The organism is Lutimaribacter marinistellae, assembly GCF_042648365.1.
Lineage (GTDB): Bacteria > Pseudomonadota > Alphaproteobacteria > Rhodobacterales > Rhodobacteraceae > Lutimaribacter_A > Lutimaribacter_A marinistellae.
The window spans coordinates 74357-92820 of record NZ_JBHRXI010000008.1; the positions used below are offsets into that span (position 1 = coordinate 74357).

Genomic DNA, 18464 nt, shown 5'->3' on the forward strand with positions numbered 1-18464 from the left:
GCACCGGCCATTTCGCAGTCACGATCTGTCGCAGCCGCTTGCGGCTTGTTGCGCCCTTGATCGGTTCGGGGGGATGCCCGACACTGGCCCGGCATCGGGATGTGTCGTTTGACTGGCGCGGCGGGGGAGGATCGCCATGGCTGGAGCGGAAAACCTCGAAACTGCGGAAAACCCGCTTCTTTCCGCCGTTGCGGGAACCTTCACGCGCAACGGTCCGGTACACTTCGCCTTCGTTCCCGCCGGTGAACCGGTCGACAAGGCCAATTACGGCGGCGGCGACGACCTGACCCGCGAATGGAGCGATGCCGAAAAGGCCGCCTTTCGCGCCGTCATGACACGATTCATGGAGGTCAGCGCACTCGAACTGGTCGAAACGGTCGATCATCGCGAGGCTGACATACAGGCGCAGATCGTGGACAACGTGCCGGGTGGCTGGGCAGGTTATGCGGGAATCGATTCCACCTTTGTCGTCAGCAATACGTCTGAAACGCTCCTGACGCATGAATTCGGGCACTCGGTCGGGCTGGGGCACCCTTTCGACACAGGCTTTGGCACCACGATTCTGCCGGGTGTCAGCGCACCCGGCGATCCGGGCGATTTCGGCTTCAATGCCAAGCTCTACACGGTCGAATCCTACCAGTACGGCGCCCTGCCGGAATATCCCGGCGTGGACGTGATTACGCCGACCGGTCTGATGGCCCTCGACATCGCCGCGCTTCAGGTGCTCTACGGCGCGAACGAGGGGCACCGTACGGGCGACGACAGATATGGCATCACGGACGGGTTTCGTACCATCTGGGATGCGGGCGGAACCGATGCCATCGACTTTTCGCCGCTTCTTACCGATGCCGTCATAGATCTGCGCGCCGCCTCGTTGCTGGTCGAACCCGGCGGTCTGGGGCGGCCCAGCCTGATCGACAGGTCAGAGCTTGCGCGCGATGTCGGCGGCTACATGATCGCTTATGGTGTGGTGATCGAAAACGCGCTGGGCGGATCGGGGGACGACCTGCTTACCGGCAACGGCCATGGCAACCGGCTGGACGGCGCGGCAGGAGACGATACGCTTACGGGCGGGCGGGGCGACGACCACCTCATCGGCGGTCCGAACGCCATCGCGACCGTTCCGTTGGCCCTGCTCAACGACCAGTATGCCAGCGACCGCGCGCTTGATGCCGATGCGGTGCCCATGCCCGACTCGGCAACCTTCGACATGGTCTTGCGGCTCGATCCGGGCGGTCCCGACTTCTATCGCGTGTTGTCCTACAAACCGTTGGGAACCGACGATTTCCATTTCGACGTGCAGTATTCCGGGGGAACGGACGGCCACCTGTCTGTGATCTACAAGACCGAGACCGGCAATTCGCAACCCTTGTCCATCGGGATCCGCGAGGAAGAGATCCTCGACGGGAAAGAGCATCGCCTGACCATCACCCGCGATTCCGATACCGGCATGGTGAAGGCCTATCTTGACGGGATCTACCAGCACGAGCGCGAAATCGACCCGGGCGCGGCCTTTACCCCCGGAGGCACGCTCGTCTTCGGGCAAAGCCAGGGCGTCTGGGTGCCCCCCGACTCGCCGCGGGCCGCGCTCTGGGGGGGCGTGGGCGAGATGGCGATCTATGACCGGGCGCTCGACGCGGGCGAGATCGCGGCGGGTACGATGCTGAACCTTGCCGACCCGAACGATCCGCGCCTCGTGGCCCATTGGCGGCCCGATCCCGACAGCGGCACCATCGCAACCCTAGCCGGGCAGGTCTCGCTCGAACCGCGCAATGTCGACCGGATCGAGGATTCGGCCATCGCCACCGATAATGACCGGCTGGCGGGCGGCGCGGGCGACGACACGCTGATCGGGGGGGGAGGGCACGACACCGCCGTGATCGCCGTGGCCTCGAACGATTTCGTCGCGGTCCTCGCGCAGGGCGGGGTGCGCGTCGTGTCCGAGGACGGGGCCGATTTCCTTGCCGAGGATATCGAAAGCGTCGCGTTCACGGACATGACGCTTGATCTCGCCGATGTCCTCTCAAACGCCGTGGACGAGCGCGTGATCGGCGGAACGGCGGGGCCGGACAGCCTGCAAGGCAGCACCGAGGATGAGCGCATCCTCGGGTTCTCCGGCGACGACCGGCTGCGTCCAGGTGGCGGCAATGACACGCTGGATGGCGGGCCAGGCCGCGACCACGCCGATTTCTCGGGCCGCGCGCCATCGGACCAGGCAACGCAGGGCGGAGCATTTCTCACCGCAGATCTCGGCTTGGGCACGGCACAGGAACAGGCCGGCCAACGGCTCAGCCTCGTTTCCATCGAGGATCTGACAGGAACCGTTCTGGACGATCGTCTGACCGGCGATGCGACGGAAAATGTGCTCATGGGCCTCGACGGCGCCGACCGCCTGACGGGCTTTCAGGGGAACGACCGGATCGACGGCGGGATCGGGGCCGATACGCTGAATGGCGGCGACGGGCACGACCTGCTGACCGGCGGCCCGGACGGGCATGAGGCGGATCAGCACGATGTCATCTATGCGGGCGACGGCGATGATCGTGCCGAAGGCGGCGGCGGAAACGATCAGCTCTTTGGTCAATCGGGCGACGACACGCTGTCCGGCGGGTTCGGCGCGGACGAGCTGCACGGGCAGGAGGGCAATGACGTCGTGACCGGCGGCGCGCTCTCGGACCTCGTCTTTGGGGGTGACGGCGGTGATTTCGTCAATGGCGGCTTCGGCCATGACCGGATCAATGGCGGGGACGGGGCCGACAGGTTCTTTCATCTCGGTGTCTTCGATCACGGCGCCGACTGGGTACAGGATTACGACAGTGCCGAAGGCGACGTGCTCATCTTCGGTCAGGTGGCGACGGCCGAAGATTTCCAGATCAATTATGCCCATACCGCCACGCCGGACGGCGACCGGTCGGGCGATGACGACGTGGCCGAGGGGTTTGTGATCTACCGGCCCACCGAACAGGTGATCTGGGCGCTGGTCGATGGCGCGGGGCAGGATGCGGTCATCCTGCACGTGGGATCGGACAGTTTCGACCTGATGGCATGAACCGCCCCGCTGCTCAGCGCCACATTACCAGCCCCGCGCCAAGGGCCACCAGCCCAAGCCCCGCGAGATTGGCGGCCGACAAATCGCGCGGCACCATGCCGAATGCGCCCCAGTGGTCATAGGCTGCGCCCGCCGCCAATTGGCCCACGATCACGAAGACCATGTATCTGGACACGCCCAGCCTTGGCACCGCGGCGATCGAGACCAACACGACATAGACACCGATCAGCCCCCCGGCCCATGCCCAAGCCGGAACCGAGGCAATCGCCGTTCGACGGGGCAGGGGGCCTCCGGTCGCGACAAGGACAAACGCCAGTGCCGCGGCCCCCAGGCCAAAGGCCAGCATCGCCGTCTGCACGGGTCCAAGCAGCCCCGCCATCCGGGCATAGATCGGTCCTTGCGCTGCGATCAGGGCACCGCCAAGTACGATCGCACCGGTCAGAAGCCAGATCACTCCAGCACCTTGTACATGTAGGTGGTCGGCTCATAGACCTCGGCAAAGGGGTTCCGACAATATCCGGGGATTTCGCCCGCAACCACGTAACCAAGTCCCAGGTACAACAGGCGCGACGGGTCCGAGCTGCGCGTGTCCAGCACCAGCAAGCGACGGCCAAGCGCCTTGGCGCGTTCCTCCAGCGCTTCCATCAAGGCCCGCCCCAGCCCCTGCCGACGGGCCTGCGGATGCACGAGCAGCTTCATGACATCTGCGCGATGCGGCTGGTTCGGCATCGCCGCTGCCGACAGTTGCACCGTGCCGCGCACCACGCCTTCAACTTCGGCCACGAACAACTCGCGCTGCCCATCTTCCAGCGTGGGCATCACACCGCGCCACCAGGCCTCTGCCTGTTCGGTCGCGAAGGGCAGGATGAACCCCACGCTGGCCCCATCATGCACGCAGGCATGCAGGATTTCGGCCAGCGCATGCAGGTCGCGCGGCTCGCCACGGCGAATCACAGCAGCACCAGCAGGTAGCGCGCGCCCGCTTCACCGGCCTCGAACCGGTTTGGGCCCGACAGGTGATAGCGCAGGCAATCGCCCGGCCCCAAATCGTGGGAGCGGTCCTCGAAGCTCAGGCGCAACGCGCCTTCGAGCAGGACAAGGTGGTGTTCCTGACCCGGACGCGGCGGCGCGTCATAGGTGATGACCGCCCCTGCGGGCAGGCGCCCTTCCATCACCTCGGCCGCCAGCCCGCGCGCCGGGGGCGAGACCGCGCGCCTGACATATCCCGTCGCCGGGTCGGTCCACAGGGCCTGATCCTCACGCCGCACGTGGGCGGTATGGCTGTCCTCGACCATCATCAGCAGCCGCGACATCGGCAGACCGTGCACCGCGCACAAACGGCCCAGCGTTTCTGCTGTCGGGCTGACCTCACCGTTTTCGAGGCGTGACAGGGTCGCCCGGCTGACTCCGCTTTGCTCGGCCAGTTGCTCCAGCGACCAGCCCCGCGCACCCCTCAGTTCTCGCAACCGGCCCGCCAGCCTGCCTGTCATTTCATCCGGCATATCTCATATCCGCAACAAATTCCCGAATAAGAGAATGACCGCATCGATCCCACCGATCAAACGAAAAAGGGCGCGAACCGACCGGCCCGCGCCCCTCGTGCCTGCATTTCCGGCAGTTACTGCCAGTTCACCTCGTTAAAGATCCGCTGGGCGACCGGGATGTTCTTGGCGACTTCGGACAGATCCACCTCATCCGCCTTGAATTCGCCCATCGCCTTGACCGAGTCGGCAAGCTCCACGCCCTCGACGGCGGGGAACTCGTCATTGCCGGCCGAGAAATAGACCTGCGCCTGGTCGCTGGCGAGATATTCGAGGAACTTCACCGCGTTCTCGCGATTGGGCGCATGGGCTGCAACACCGCCACCCGACAGGTTCATATGCGCGCCGCGCCCGTCCTGCTCGGGAAAGACCCAGCCGATCATGTCGCGGCTGTCCGACACGCCCTTGACGTCGGTTCGGATCGCGCGGGCAAAGTAATAGGTGTTCGAAACGGCGATGTCGCACTCGCCCGAAACGATGCCTCGCAGCTGATCCGTATCGCCGCCCTGCGGTTTGCGCGCCATGTTCTCAACCACGCCAGCCGCCCATTCGCGGGCTGCCTCTTCGCCGTCATGCGTCACGATCGAGGCAAGAAGCGTCTGGTTGTAGGTGTTCGAGGACGACCGGATGCAGACCAGGCCCTTGTACTTGGGATCGGCAAGGTCGGCATAGGTCTGCGGTGGCTCCGCCACGTCGTTCTTGTCGAAGAAGATGATGCGCCCGCGCTGGGACAGGCCGTACCACTGGTTGTCGGTATCCTGCAGGTTCGCGGGAATGCGCTCTTCCAGAATGTCGCTTTCAACCGCCTGCAGGAGGCCTGCGTCCTTGGCGCGCGCCAGGCGCGAGGTGTCCACCGTCAGCAGAATATCCGCAGGCGAATTCGCGCCCTCGGCTTCCATCCGGGCCAACAGCTCGTCGGCCTTGCCTTCGATGCGGTTGATGGTGATTCCCGTCGCCTCTTCGAAATCGGAATAAAGGCGCTCGTCGGTATCGTAATGGCGCGAGGAATAAAGGTTCAGCTCACCTTCGGCGGCGGCGGAACCCGCGATCAGCGCGGCAAGTGCTGCGGCAATCGGCTTGTGCATGGCGTTTCCCTCTGGGTCGGTTTCTGACTGAAATGATCAGATAAAGCATCGGCCGAGAGGTGCAAGTAATTTCTGACGGATTTGATCGGAAAGCCGCCGGGGGGCGTCCTCGCGCGAAGCCATGCCCTTGGAAACGAAAAAACCGCGCCCAAGGGCGCGGTTTTTCGAATACTCTGCTGCGTCGTTCAGCCCTGGCGAGCTTTGAACTTGCGCTGCGTCTTGTTGATGACGTAAACGCGGCCCTTGCGACGCACGACCCGGCAATCACGGTGCCGGTTCTTCAGCGAGCGGAGCGAATTCCTGACCTTCATGGCCTGTCTCCATTTCTGCGGCGCATTGACCGGCGCCTGGTTTCAGCGGGTCCTCTGTTGGACAGAGGGGTGAATTCATGGTGGGCGGTACTGGGATCGAACCAGTGACCCCTACGATGTCAACGTAGTGCTCTACCGCTGAGCTAACCGCCCATGAATGCCAGCGTGTGGTGCGACCCCATCTGAAACAAATGGGGCGCGGTTCCCCGCGCCGGTAAGCGGGGTCTATAAAAGCAATCGCAGGGGGGATCAAGGGCTTTTGAACGAACTAATTTTAGGTCTATGTTCTCACCCGTAACGGAGGCGTCATGACCGGATCGGCCTATTATATATCGCAGCCCGCGCAGCGTTCGTCCTGCGTGGTGTTCGCCTCGCCCCATAGTGGGAGCGACTACAATTCCGCCTTTCTGCGCAGCACGATACTGGACGAACACGCGATTCGCTCGTCCGAGGACGCCTTTGTCGACCTGCTGTTCGAACCCGCCGCCGATTTCGGCGCACCTTTCCTCAAGGCCGCTCTGCCGCGTGCCTATATCGACCTCAACCGTAGCGCCGAAGAGCTTGACCCCGCGTTGATCGAAGGGGTGCGCAAGCAGGGGCACAACCCGCGCGTCGCTTCGGGGCTCGGTGTGATTCCCCGCGTCGTCGCGAACGGGCGCGCGATTTATCGCGGCAAGCTGCCGATGACCGAGGCGCGCCGCCGGATCGACCGGGTCTGGCGCCCCTATCACGCGCGGTTGCAGGCCCTTCTCGACGAATCGCGCCAGCTTTTCGGCGAGGCGATCCTGATCGATTGCCACTCCATGCCGCGCGAGGCGCTCGACGGCCTTGCGCGCAAGGGCGGCGTCCGGCCCGAAATCGTGCTGGGCGACCGTTTCGGCGCCTCCGCCGCGCCCGAAGTGGTGGAACGGATCGAGGCCGCCTTTGCCGCCGCCGGGTTCTCTGTCACCCGCAACACGCCCTTTGCCGGTGCTTTCGTCACGCAAAGCTATGGCCGCCCTGCGCGCCGTCAGCACGCCATCCAGATCGAGATCGACCGCTCTCTCTACATGGATGAACGGCGCATCCGCCCCAACGCCAATTTCGACGCGTTCCGCACCCGCCTGCGCAGTGTCGTGGCGGAAATAGCCGCGATCGGACGAGCAAGGGCACCGCTCGCCGCCGAGTGATATCCGGCCCGGTCAACGCAGGCTACGCCCCTTGAGGATTGCATCCGGTCCGAATCGTGCCCGGATCGCGTCCGCCGCCCGCTCGGCCCCGGCGCGGCGTGACGCGTTCGGGTCGAGCAGGTCGCCGGACATGTCTGCCTGCGCCTCGGGGCACAGGTCCGACAGACCGCACCCCAACAGCCGAAAAGGCCCCTCGTCGCCCACCTGGTCGAACAACCCGCGCGCCCGGCGATAGATCGTGTCGGCCATCTGGGTCGCGTCGCGCAACGATACCCGCCGGGTCAGGATGCGGTGGTTGGCCTTCTTCAGCTTCAAGGTCACTACGCGCCCCGCCAGCCCCTTGGCCTTGGCCCGGTCCGACACTTTCTCGGCCATCCGCCACAGGTGACCGTCAAGGATATCCGGATCGCCCGTATCCTCGTAAAAGGTCGTCTCGTTGCTGATCGACTTCACCGGTTCATGCGAGGACACGCGCCGCCGGTCCTCGCCCCGCGCCAGGTGCCACAGACGCGCGCCCATCGATCCGAACCGCGCGACCAACGCCTCCTGTTCCCAGCGCAGAAGGTCGGTAAAGGTCCGAATGCCCGCCCGCTCCAGGCTCTCCTGCGCGGCGGGGCCTATCCCCCAGATCAGCCGCACGGGCTTGTCGGAGAGGAAATCGGCCGTCTCCGCCTTGCCGATCACCGAAAACCCACGGGGCTTGTCGAGATCCGAGGCGACCTTGGCCAGGAACTTGTTGTGACTCAGCCCGATCGAGCCGGTCAGCCCCAGCTCGTCCTTCATCCGCTTGACCAGCCGCCCCAGCATTACCGCCGGCGGCGCGCCGTGCAGTTTTGCGGTCCCCGAAAGATCCATGAAGGCCTCGTCCAGCGACAGCGGCTCCACCACTGGCGTCAACTCGTCCATCATCGCGCGGATCTGCTTCGATACCTCCGCATAGACCGCGCCGCGCGGCTTGATGACCACCGCATCTGGGCACAGTTCCAGCGCCTTGAACATCGGCATGGCTGACCGCACGCCACGAATGCGCGCGACATAGCAGGCAGTGGATACCACGCCCCGCCGCCCGCCGCCGATGATCACCGGCTTGTCGGCCAGCTCCGGATTGTCGCGCTTCTCGACCGAGGCATAGAAGGCATCGCAATCCATGTGCGCAATCGACAGATCGAACAGCTCGGGATGCGATAGGACACGCGGGCTGCCACAAGAGGGGCAGCGCCGGGCGCGGTCGATCTGGGTCAGGCAATCGCGGCAGAAACCGGGCATGGGAACGGCTTGTTTCCGGGGGACGGGTCGACCATCTATATACCCGCACCCGCAGCAGAGCGAAAGCGACCATGGCCGGATTGAGATTTGCAGGCGCCAAGCTGGCGTTGTTCGTCGGTCCCGACCTGCTGGTGATCCGGCGGGACGACCGACCCGACATTCCCTGGCCCGATTACTGGGATTTCCCCGGCGGCGGCCGCGAGGGCGATGAAAGTCCGCTGGCCTGTGCGCTGCGCGAAACCCACGAAGAGGTTGGGTTGAGCGTGCCGGGCGACAGGGTGCGCCATGCAAGCTCCTATCGCCGGCCCGCCGGTCGCATGTGGTTCTTTGCCGGTCACCTGCCGCCCGAGGCCGTACACGATGTCCGGCTAGGCAACGAAGGGCAGGGCTGGCGCCTGATGACACCCGCAGAGTACCTCTCCCACCCGCGGGCAGTGCCGCATTTCGCCACCCGGCTTGCGCTCTACCTCGACAGCGCGGGCTATCATCACGGACGGCGCGAAGCGGCCTGACCGCCCCGCCGTACGACTGTTTTGCGCTTCACGAGAAAACCCCCCGCGGAAGACGAGCGGGGGGAGGTGACGAACCTCAGGAAGAAACGGTTCGTCGGGGAGTGTCTCAAGTATCAGGGTCACTCAGAATCGTGAAATCACCTAGCGGGAATGCCGCGGATCGGAATTGACGTTACGGAATGTGACTTTGCAACCACAGGTCGTTGCCACCCGGCAACGACACCGCGAACCGCTCAGGCGCCGGCGAGATCCGACAGGATCGCGGCCGCCGCGGCCCGCGGATCGGGTGCCTGGATCACCGGCCGCCCGACGACGATATGATCGGCCCCGGACGCAATTGCATCTGCCGGGGTGGCGATACGTTTCTGATCGCCCTTCGCGGCACCCGAGGGACGCACGCCCGGTGTCACGATCAGCCGGCCTTCGGCTTGTGGCAGAGCGCGGATCGCGGCTGCTTCCTGCGGCGAGGCGATGACCCCGTCGGCCCCGGCCTCCAGGGCGCGTGCGGCCCGTTCGACCACCAGCTCCGCGACCGGTCCCGGTTTCATCAGCCCGGCATCCAGGTCGTCACGGTCGAGCGATGTCAGGATGGTGACCGCCAGGATTTTCGTCTGCGATCCGGCCGCGCCCTCCTTTGCGGCACGCACGACATGCGGGTCGCCATGCACGGTCAGAAGGTCGAGGTCGAACTGCGCAAGGCCCCGCACCGCCGCTTCGACGGTGTTGGAGATATCGAAGAGCTTCATGTCGAGGAAAATGCGCTTGCCATGTTCCTGCTTGAGCTCGTTGGCCAGCGCCAGCCCGCCGCCCGTCAGCATCCCCAGCCCGATCTTGTAGAACGAGACCGCATCGCCCAGCCGTTCGGCCATCGACAGCCCGGTCAGAGCGTTGGGAACATCAAGGGCCACGATCAGGCGATCATCGGCGCTCGGGGATTGGGACATCGCTTCGCTCATCGGTCTTCTCTCCGCAAACTTGCGCCCTCATAGGCCCCGGCCTCCCACGACACAACCCGTGCTGGCGGAAAGGGGCTCCCGCGCCCGGATGCATGCCGCCCTTGCGGGCGACACGCCCCGGCCTTGGGCCCGGCACCGCACCCTGCCGGGTGCGGCGCGGTCGCGCCGGGCGGTGCTGTCGCGCGATCAGGCGGCACGCGGGCCTTCGACCATCGCCTGAACGGGCGCAGCCATGTTCAGGGCCATCCTGCCCGACCGGAACTCGGGCATGCGGCGCATCTGGCGCAGGGCGTCCGCCATCATCGCGCGGTCCCGCAGCGCGGGCGAGACCGCCTCGGGCAGGGCCAATGCGCAGAACAGCGTGACCACCCGGTCCGGAAGCGTCAGCCGCAGGCTTGCCCGGTGTCGCCCGCTGGCAGTGCAAAAACGTGTGTCGATGATTTCGATTCCGGTAATCTGCATGATGTCGCCCCTTGTGCATGTCGGGACCCATAGAGAGACGAAACCCTTACCGAACTGCTGTCGCGCACCTGCGAAATGACTAAAATCCAAGAGGTTGCGGAATTTGTGATCACGGGATCTTGAAGCCCCGGATACATTCCCCATTTCGAAATCGAGGCCCCCGGTCAGTGCGCTGCATGGCAGGCACCACGCCGCGAAGGGGCGCTTGAAAAAGGAGACGATACATGGACTTGTCCAAGTTCACCGAGCGGGCGCGCGGCCATATCCAGGCGGCCCAGACCATCGCGATGCGCGAAGGCCATCAGCGATTGGTGCCCGAACATATCCTCAAGGCGTTGCTGGATGACGATCAGGGGCTTGCGAGCAATCTGATCGCACGGGCAGGCGGCAACCCGGCCCGCGTGGCCGAAACGCTGGCAGGCGCGCTGTCCAAGCAACCCAAGGTCAGTGGCGACGCCGCACAGACCTATCTCGACAGCCAGACGGCAAAGGTCCTCGACGAGGCACAGAAGATCGCCGAGAAGGCCGGCGACAGCTTTGTCCCGGTCGAGCGTATCCTGATGGCGCTGTGCATGGTCAAATCCGGCGCGAAACAGGCGCTGGAGGCAGGCCAGGTCAGCGCGCAGTCCCTCAACGAGGCGATCAACGACATCCGCAAGGGCCGCACCGCCGATTCCGCCAGCGCCGAAGAGGGCTATGACGCGCTCAAGAAATACGCGCGCGACCTGACCGAGGCCGCCGCCGAGGGCAAGATCGACCCGATCATCGGCCGCGACGAGGAAATCCGTCGTTCGATGCAGGTGCTCAGCCGCCGGACCAAGAACAACCCCGTGCTGATCGGTGAGCCCGGCGTCGGCAAGACCGCCATCGCCGAGGGCATGGCGCTGCGCATCGTGAACGGCGATGTGCCGGAAAGCCTGCGCGACAAGAAGCTGCTGGCGCTCGACATGGGGGCGCTGATCGCCGGTGCGAAATATCGTGGCGAGTTCGAGGAGCGACTGAAATCCGTCCTGACCGAGGTCACCGAGGCCGCGGGTGAGATCATCCTTTTCATCGACGAGATGCACACGCTGGTGGGCGCGGGCAAATCCGAGGGCGCGATGGATGCCGCGAACCTCATCAAACCGGCACTGGCCCGGGGCGAGCTGCACTGCATCGGCGCGACCACGCTGGATGAATACCGCAAATACGTCGAAAAGGACGCGGCCCTTGCCCGCCGGTTCCAGCCGGTACTGGTACAGGAACCGACGGTCGAGGACACGATCTCGATCCTGCGCGGTATCAAGGAGAAGTACGAGTTGCACCACGGTGTGCGTGTCTCGGACTCGGCGCTGGTGTCGGCGGCAACGCTCAGCCATCGCTACATCACCGACCGCTTCCTGCCCGACAAGGCGATCGACCTCGTTGACGAGGCCGCCAGCCGCCTGCGGATGGAGGTGGATTCGAAACCCGAAGAGCTCGACCAGCTCGACCGCCAGATCCTGCAGATGCAGATCGAGGAGGAGGCCCTCAAGAAAGAGGACGACGCCGCCTCGAGGGACCGGCTGGAAACCCTGCAAAAGGAACTGGCCGAGCTGCAGGAGAAATCCGCCGGTCTGACGGCGCAATGGCAGGCCGAACGCGACAAGCTCGCCGGTGCCCGCGACCTCAAGGAACAGCTGGACCGCGCCCGCGCGGATCTCGAGATCGCCAAGCGCGAAGGCAACCTCGCCAAGGCGGGTGAGCTGTCCTACGGCGTGATCCCGCAACTCGAGAAGAAGCTCGAAGAGGCAGAGGCCGCCGAGCAATCCGGCACCGGCATGATGGTCGAAGAGACCGTCCGCCCCGAGCAGATCGCCGAAGTGGTCGAACGCTGGACCGGCATCCCGACCTCCAAGATGCTGGAGGGCGAGCGCGAGAAGCTCCTGCGCATGGAAGACGAGCTGCACAAGCGCGTCATCGGGCAGGATGCCGCCGTGCGCGCCGTGGCCAATGCCGTGCGCCGGGCCCGCGCCGGGCTGAACGACGAGAACCGGCCGCTGGGCTCGTTCCTCTTCCTGGGCCCCACCGGCGTGGGCAAGACCGAGCTGACCAAGGCGGTGGCGAATTACCTCTTTGACGACGACAACGCGATGGTGCGCATCGACATGTCGGAGTTCATGGAGAAACACGCCGTCGCCCGCCTGATCGGCGCGCCTCCGGGCTATGTCGGCTACGACGAGGGCGGTGTCCTGACCGAGGCCGTCCGCCGCCGTCCCTACCAGGTCGTGCTGTTCGACGAGGTGGAAAAGGCGCATCCGGACGTTTTCAACGTGCTGCTGCAAGTTCTGGACGACGGCGTTCTGACCGACGGGCAGGGCCGCACGGTGGACTTCAAGCAGACGCTGATCGTGCTGACCTCCAACCTCGGCAGCCAGGCGCTCAGCCAATTGCCCGAAGGCGCAGATTCCGGCCAGGCCCGGCGCGACGTGATGGATGCGGTACGGGCGCATTTCCGTCCCGAATTCCTGAACCGCCTCGACGAGACGATCATCTTCGACCGGCTCAAGCGGGCCGACATGGATGGCATCGTCGATATCCAGCTGGCCCGCCTGCGCAAGCGGCTCGCCGGGCGCAAGATCGAGTTGGCGCTCGACGACAGTGCGCGGGAATGGCTCGCCAACAAGGGCTATGACCCGGTCTATGGCGCGCGTCCGCTGAAACGGGTGATCCAGCAGGAACTGCAGAACCCGTTGGCCGAGGCGCTGCTGGCAGGCGACGTGAAGGATGGCGATACCGTCCCCGTCCAGGCCAGCGCCGAGGGGCTGATCGTCGGCGACCGGCTCGGTACGTCCGAACGCCCGCGCCCTGACGACGCGGTCGTGCATTGAAGGCGGGCGCACCCTGGACCGAACCGTCCGAATGAAATCGCCTGAATGAAACCGAAAGGCCCCGGCACCGACCGGGGCCTTTTTCATGCGCGACAGCAAAACGGGCAGGCGCTCCCGCCCCCTGCGGAACCGCCCTTCGGGCGTTTTCCTCGGCGTTGGGCCGGGCCGCGCCTGCGGCGCGGCGGGCGCGCATCACCCGGGCAGGGGTGCAAACCCGATCCCGCCCGCGCCCTGCGGTATCTGCCAGCCTTGGCACCTCGTGGATGTTGCGCCTAGAATGGGTCCGTTCCTGGAACAGGTGGCTCCATGTGTTTCTCGGCCGAAGCCAGTTTCGCGCTTGGCGGCGCGCTCGTCATAGGCGGCGTGGCGACCCTTCGCGCGGGCCGGGCGCGCGGGCCCGGTTGGACGGGCTTTGCCAGTTTCCCGCTGCTTTTCGGTCTCCAGCAGCTCAGCGAGGGGCTGTTGTGGCTGTCGATCGAGGCGGGAGAGGCCTCTCTCTCGGCGGCCCGGGTGTTCCTGTTCTTCGCCTATTTTCTCTGGCCTGCCTTCGTGCCGCTATCCGCCGCCCTGGTAGAGCCCGATGCCCGGAGACAACGGCTCTTTGCCATCGTTGCGGCGCTGGGCGCGGCGCTCGGTCTGTTTCTATACCTGCCGGTGATCCTGTCGGCAGACACGCTTTCTATCTCGCTGGCGCGTCATTCGATCCGCTACGAGGCTGTCGGCGCGCTGCCGGGTGAAACGCTGAAGACCGCGGCCCGGGTCGTCTATGCCGCCATCATCTGCCTGCCGCTCCTGCGGTCATCGCTTCGCGAGATCCGGATATTCGGGATCCTCATAACCGCATCCGTCGCGCTGGGCTTTGCCGTGGCCAACCACGCCTTCACCTCGATCTGGTGTTTTCTTGCGGCGGGCCTGTCGTTCTGGCTGTGGTATGCACTTCGGTCGCCAAGGGTCGAACCCGACCCCTCCCGGCTGCGCGGGTGATCAGCCGCTGGTGGTGCGCTCGTCGCAGGCGCGCTCGGCCGAGGCGACGCTCATCGCGTTGCCGACAAGATCGACATCCGTGCTCCAGCCGCCGTCGACGGCACCGCTTGGCGGGGGCGTCAGTCCGAACGTGACAGCGCGCTGCCCCGGCGCGGCAGTGCTGGGCGCCGGGCCACGCCAGACGTAGAGCCGCTCGGTGCCAGCTCGGTCGAGACGCGCGCGCGCCAACTCGCCCGCGCCGCACCAATAGATGGCATTCTCGGAAAAATCCGCCACCACTTCGATCAACCCGCCGGGAAGCAGGTAGGCTGTCGCCCGCGACTGGTTGCCGGCGGGCACCGCCGTCGCGAACAGGACGGTCGTCGTGATGGCGGCGGCCGCCACAGGTATCATCCGTGTCATCATGAAATCCTCTCCTTTGGTTCGGATACGCGCAAGACACGGGCCCGGATCAATAAGACCCCGCGCCGCCGGGGGGGGTACCAGCATGTACAAAACGGTCAACCGCACCCCCGAAGGATGTACAAAACGGTCAAAACTCCGGTGGAGCGGTCGCAGTGAGTGCCGCGCTCACTCGCCGATGGCCTCGTTGACGATCTCGTCCAGCATCTGCTGCACCGCCTGCATCGGACCTTCGGGGAACTGCCGATACCCGACGATGACCTCGCCCGGATTGTCCGCACGTGTCGCCACGAAGATGTCATAGGGGCAATAGACGATGTTCATCGGATCGGCCTCCATCACCTCGCGTGATACGGTGGCCGAACAGAAGGAATAGACATCGGCCTCTTCGAACAGCACGACATCCGAGCCGACATCGCCGCGCGTCCGTTCCAGCATTTCGCCCACGTGGCTGACATGGTCGACGACCAACCCCTTGCCGATAATGGCATTTTCGATGGCAAAGCTGACATCGCCAAAGCTCTCGCTGCTGGTGTAGGTCACCATCTCCTGCGCACTGCCCGCGCCCGCAACGAAGGCGAGGACGCCTGCCAGAACCGTTCGTTTCATGCTTTCTCTCCGTTTGTGAGCATACGTGTCTTGCGTCTTGCGCCGCACGTGATCACTCTTTTCCAAGGAAGGCCAGCCTGCCTTGAACCAGATCAAACGGAATGGAGAGACAGATGGGACTCGCGATGAAAGCGCTGGAATGGATGGCGCTTGCCTTTGTCTTCGGGCTCGGATTGCTGGTGTTCGCCGCGCTCGTCCTGTTCCTGATCGACCGGTTCCAGACCAGTGACGCGATCCGCAGAAACTACCCGGTGATCGGACGGTTCCGGCATCTCTTCACTACGCTGGGAGAGTTCTTTCGCCAATATTTCTTTGCCATGGACCGCGAAGAACTGCCGTTCAACCGCGCTCAACGCGATTGGGTCTACCGGGCGGGAGAGGGGCAGGGAAACACCGTGGCCTTCGGATCGACGCGGAACCAGTCCATTCCGGGTACACCGATCTTCGTCAATGCGCCTTTCCCGCCGCTCGACGACCAATATGCCCGAACCGAACCGCTGTTGATCGGGCCAACAGCGGCCAAGCCGTTTCTGGCGCCGTCCTTCTTCAACATATCGGGGATGAGTTATGGCGCCCTGTCAAAGCCCGCGGTTCGCGCGCTAAGCCGCGGAGCAAAGGAGGCTGGCGTCTGGATGAACACCGGCGAAGGGGGGCTGAGCCCCTATCACCTCGAGGGCGGGTGCGACATCGTCTTTCAGATTGGAACGGCGAAATATGGTGTACGCGATGCCGAGGGCGGATTGTCCGAAGAGAAACTGCGCGAGATCGCCGCCCACGAGACCGTGCGCATGTTCGAGTTGAAGCTGTCACAGGGTGCAAAACCGGGCAAGGGTGGCATCCTGCCTGCGGAAAAGGTGACGCCAGAGATCGCGCGCATTCGCGGTATCCCCGAGGGCAAGGCCAGCCTGTCGCCCAATCGGCATCTCGAGATCGGGGATTTCGAAGACCTGCTGGACATGATTGACCGCGTTCGCGGCATCACCGGCAAGCCGGTTGGTATCAAGACAGTCGTAAGCTCCCGCGAGGTCATGGTCGAGCTCTTCGAGACGATCGTTCGGCGCGGTCCCGACAGTGCGCCCGATTTCATTACTATAGATGGCGGCGAGGGGGGGACCGGTGCTGCGCCTATGCCGCTGATCGACCTCGTGGGCATGTCCGTGCGCGAGGCGCTGCCGCTTGTGACGGACCTGCGTGACGAGTACGGGCTGAAGGAGCGGATCCGCCTGATCTCGAGCGGAAAACTGGTAAACCCGAGCGACGTTGCCTGGGCCCTGGCAATGGGTGCCGATTTCGTCACCTCCGCTCGCGGGTACATGTTCGCTCTGGGCTGCATCCAGGCGCAGAAGTGTAATCGGAACACTTGCCCTACCGGCATCACCACCCATAACCCAAGGCTGCAGCGTGGTCTTGTGGTCGAACACAAGTATCTGCGTGTCGCGAACTATGCCCGTGGTATCATCAACGAGGTCGAGACGATCGCGCATTCCGTCGGCGTCCCCGAACCGCGCCAGATGCGGCGGAGGCATATGCGCATCATGCAGTCCGACGGACGATCCATCCCGATGAACGAGATCCTGCCGAGTTACAATCCGGTCACCGGGTCGTGACCCGAGTTGGTTTGGTGGATCGGTTCCAACAGGCTATTTCAAGTTCAATGGAAATAGTCGGAGGCCCAGATGGCCCATCGCTGGAAAAACGATTTGACCCGGGACAACGCGACGCCCGAGGCGCTCTTTCTCAATCGGCGCAAGGTGCTGGCCGGCATGGCCGGTATGTCGCTTGCCGGTATCGCGAACCCTGCTGTCGCTGACACGCTGGAGCCAAACACCTGGGAAGAGATCACCAGCTACAACAATTTCTATGAGTTCGGGACCGGCAAGGGTGATCCCGCCGCCAATGCCCACCGGCTGAAGACCGAGCCATGGACGATCAAGATCGACGGGCTGGTCGATCGTCCGGGCGATTATGGTTTCGAACAGGTCATGTCCGAGATGGAGATCGAGGAGCGCATCTACCGCTTCCGTTGCGTCGAGGCATGGTCGATGGTGATACCTTGGAACGGGTTCGAGTTGGCGGATCTGCTGGAACTTGCCGGTGTTCAGGCCGGCGCCAAATACGTGGCCTTCGAGACGGCCTATCGCCCCGAAGAGATGCCCGGAACGCGCTTTCCCGTTATCGAATGGCCCTATCGTGAAGGGCTGCGACTGGACGAGGCGATGCACCCGCTCACCATCATCGCGACCGGTATCTACGACCGGCCGATCCCGAACCAGAACGGTGCGCCGCTGCGTCTGGTGGTGCCATGGAAATACGGGTTCAAATCGATCAAGTCGATCGTGCGCATCACCCTGACCGACAAGGAGCCGCCCACCAGCTGGAACATGCTGCAACCGAACGAATACGGGTTCTATGCAAATGTGAATCCCAATGTTGACCATCCACGCTGGTCACAGGCCAGCGAACGCAAGATCGGCGGGGGGCTGTTTTCCCGTCGCGAACCCACGCTCATGTTCAACGGATACGAGGATGAGGTGGCCGGGCTTTATGACGGCATGGATCTGTCCAGGCTCTTCTGATGGAGACCGTCAACGCAACGCTGCGCCGGGTGCCGGTCTGGTTGGTCTATGTTATCGGCCTTTTGCCGGCGCCATGGTTTGTATGGCTCGGCGCAACGGGTGGTCTGGGCGTAGAGCCGATCGCCGCGCTGGAACACGAGCTGGGGCAACTGGCCCTTCAGTTGCTCATCCTTGGCCTCGCCGTAACGCCGCTGCGCCGGCATCTGGGTCTGAACCTGATGAAGTTCCGCCGGGCAATAGGTGTCCTTTGTTTCGCCTACGTGGTCCTGCACCTTATGGTCTGGCTGGTTCTTGACCTGCAAACGCTGGATAGGGTTTGGGCGGATATCGTGAAGCGTCCATATATAACCATCGGCTTTGCGGCCTTCCTGCTTCTCTTGCCGCTTGCCGTGACATCGAACAACCGATCGGTCCGCTTGCTGGGCGCTGGCTGGCGCAACCTGCACAAGCTTGTTTATCCGGCCGCGATTCTTGCCGTCGTGCATTTCGTGATGCTGCGCAAAGGAATCCAGCTGGAGCCCTTGCTTTATCTTACCGCGATTCTCGTTCTCCTCCTCCTTCGGTTGCCGCGGCTTCCCCGACTTTGGTTTGTTTCTGGTGTTTGACGTTGGTTTTGAAGTTGTGAGTCTGTGTGGAAGTTTGTGGATAAGGTGTTGAGTCGGATGTTTTGGGGCTTTTTGGGTGTTGGTTTGG

At 64.3% G+C, this 18464-nt stretch carries 18 protein-coding genes and 1 tRNA gene; 8 read left to right on the forward strand and 11 right to left on the reverse strand.

Features of this window, described 5'->3' with window-relative positions; genetic code table 11:
* The first annotated feature begins 136 nt into the window (after positions 1-136).
* On the forward strand, positions 137-3049 hold the full coding sequence (locus tag ACFORG_RS08635) for a M10 family metallopeptidase C-terminal domain-containing protein (protein ID WP_386735014.1): 2913 nt from the start codon (positions 137-139) through the stop codon (positions 3047-3049).
* 13 nt (positions 3050-3062) lie between these two features.
* Here ACFORG_RS08635 and ACFORG_RS08640 read toward each other — a convergent pair whose 3' ends face one another.
* The 6 genes from ACFORG_RS08640 to ACFORG_RS08665 form a co-directional block, all read right to left on the reverse strand.
* Entirely contained in the window at positions 3063-3503 is a 441-nt protein-coding gene (locus ACFORG_RS08640) for a DMT family transporter (protein WP_386735015.1), read from the reverse strand.
* Positions 3500-4003 (reverse strand): GNAT family N-acetyltransferase, encoded by a 504-nt coding sequence (locus ACFORG_RS08645; RefSeq protein WP_386735016.1) that lies wholly within the window; start codon positions 4001-4003, stop codon positions 3500-3502. Before ACFORG_RS08645 ends, ACFORG_RS08640 begins: the two co-directional genes overlap by 4 nt.
* Entirely contained in the window at positions 4000-4551 is a 552-nt protein-coding gene (locus ACFORG_RS08650) for a helix-turn-helix domain-containing protein (protein ID WP_386735017.1), read from the reverse strand. Before ACFORG_RS08650 ends, ACFORG_RS08645 begins: the two co-directional genes overlap by 4 nt.
* A gap of 116 nt (positions 4552-4667) precedes the next feature.
* Positions 4668-5675 (reverse strand): Fe(3+) ABC transporter substrate-binding protein, encoded by a 1008-nt coding sequence (locus ACFORG_RS08655; protein WP_386735018.1) that lies wholly within the window; start codon positions 5673-5675, stop codon positions 4668-4670.
* 185 nt (positions 5676-5860) lie between these two features.
* Positions 5861-5986: a type B 50S ribosomal protein L36 gene (gene ykgO, locus ACFORG_RS08660; RefSeq protein ID WP_068338904.1), complete on the reverse strand. Its 126-nt coding sequence runs from the start codon at positions 5984-5986 to the stop codon at positions 5861-5863.
* 78 nt (positions 5987-6064) lie between these two features.
* Positions 6065-6139 (reverse strand) — tRNA-Val (locus tag ACFORG_RS08665).
* 155 nt (positions 6140-6294) lie between these two features.
* On the opposite strand from ACFORG_RS08665, the gene ACFORG_RS08670 reads away from it, so the two are divergent.
* On the forward strand, positions 6295-7155 hold the full coding sequence (locus ACFORG_RS08670; RefSeq protein ID WP_386735019.1) for an N-formylglutamate amidohydrolase: 861 nt from the start codon (positions 6295-6297) through the stop codon (positions 7153-7155).
* A 12-nt stretch (positions 7156-7167) separates the two neighbouring features.
* Here the strand turns inward: ACFORG_RS08670 and ACFORG_RS08675 are convergent, their stop codons facing one another.
* Complete coding sequence (locus ACFORG_RS08675; RefSeq protein ID WP_386735020.1) at positions 7168-8421, reverse strand: DNA polymerase IV; 1254 nt, start codon at positions 8419-8421, stop codon at positions 7168-7170.
* A gap of 80 nt (positions 8422-8501) precedes the next feature.
* Between ACFORG_RS08675 and ACFORG_RS08680 the strand changes: the two genes are divergently transcribed.
* Positions 8502-8933, forward strand: coding sequence for an NUDIX hydrolase (locus tag ACFORG_RS08680; RefSeq protein WP_386735034.1), 432 nt, complete (start codon positions 8502-8504; stop codon positions 8931-8933).
* A gap of 233 nt (positions 8934-9166) precedes the next feature.
* On the opposite strand, the gene pyrF is transcribed toward ACFORG_RS08680, so the two are convergent.
* Both pyrF and ACFORG_RS08690 read right to left on the reverse strand, forming a co-directional pair.
* Positions 9167-9877 carry an orotidine-5'-phosphate decarboxylase gene (gene pyrF / locus ACFORG_RS08685; RefSeq protein WP_386735021.1) on the reverse strand — a complete coding sequence of 237 codons (711 nt, stop codon included), beginning with the start codon at positions 9875-9877 and terminating at the stop codon, positions 9167-9169.
* 198 nt (positions 9878-10075) lie between these two features.
* A complete protein-coding gene (locus ACFORG_RS08690) occupies positions 10076-10351 on the reverse strand; it encodes a hypothetical protein (RefSeq protein ID WP_386735022.1) in 276 nt (91 codons plus the stop codon).
* A 224-nt stretch (positions 10352-10575) separates the two neighbouring features.
* On the opposite strand from ACFORG_RS08690, the gene clpB reads away from it, so the two are divergent.
* Positions 10576-13200 (forward strand): ATP-dependent chaperone ClpB, encoded by a 2625-nt coding sequence (gene clpB / locus ACFORG_RS08695; RefSeq protein ID WP_386735023.1) that lies wholly within the window; start codon positions 10576-10578, stop codon positions 13198-13200.
* Between the two features lie 306 nt (positions 13201-13506).
* Complete coding sequence (locus tag ACFORG_RS08700) at positions 13507-14184, forward strand: DUF6629 family protein (RefSeq protein ID WP_386735024.1); 678 nt, start codon at positions 13507-13509, stop codon at positions 14182-14184.
* Here ACFORG_RS08700 and ACFORG_RS08705 read toward each other — a convergent pair whose 3' ends face one another.
* Entirely contained in the window at positions 14185-14589 is a 405-nt protein-coding gene (locus ACFORG_RS08705; RefSeq protein WP_386735025.1) for a hypothetical protein, read from the reverse strand.
* A 165-nt stretch (positions 14590-14754) separates the two neighbouring features.
* Positions 14755-15195 (reverse strand): DUF302 domain-containing protein, encoded by a 441-nt coding sequence (locus ACFORG_RS08710; RefSeq protein ID WP_386735026.1) that lies wholly within the window; start codon positions 15193-15195, stop codon positions 14755-14757.
* A gap of 113 nt (positions 15196-15308) precedes the next feature.
* On the opposite strand from ACFORG_RS08710, the gene ACFORG_RS08715 reads away from it, so the two are divergent.
* From ACFORG_RS08715 to msrQ, 3 genes are all read left to right on the forward strand, one after another.
* Positions 15309-16802, forward strand: coding sequence for an FMN-binding glutamate synthase family protein (locus ACFORG_RS08715; protein ID WP_386735027.1), 1494 nt, complete (start codon positions 15309-15311; stop codon positions 16800-16802).
* A 69-nt stretch (positions 16803-16871) separates the two neighbouring features.
* Positions 16872-17771 carry a protein-methionine-sulfoxide reductase catalytic subunit MsrP gene (msrP, locus tag ACFORG_RS08720; protein ID WP_386735029.1) on the forward strand — a complete coding sequence of 300 codons (900 nt, stop codon included), beginning with the start codon at positions 16872-16874 and terminating at the stop codon, positions 17769-17771.
* A complete protein-coding gene (gene msrQ, locus ACFORG_RS08725; protein WP_386735030.1) occupies positions 17771-18376 on the forward strand; it encodes a protein-methionine-sulfoxide reductase heme-binding subunit MsrQ in 606 nt (201 codons plus the stop codon). Before msrP ends, msrQ begins: the two co-directional genes overlap by 1 nt.
* Positions 18377-18464: the final 88 nt, after the last annotated feature.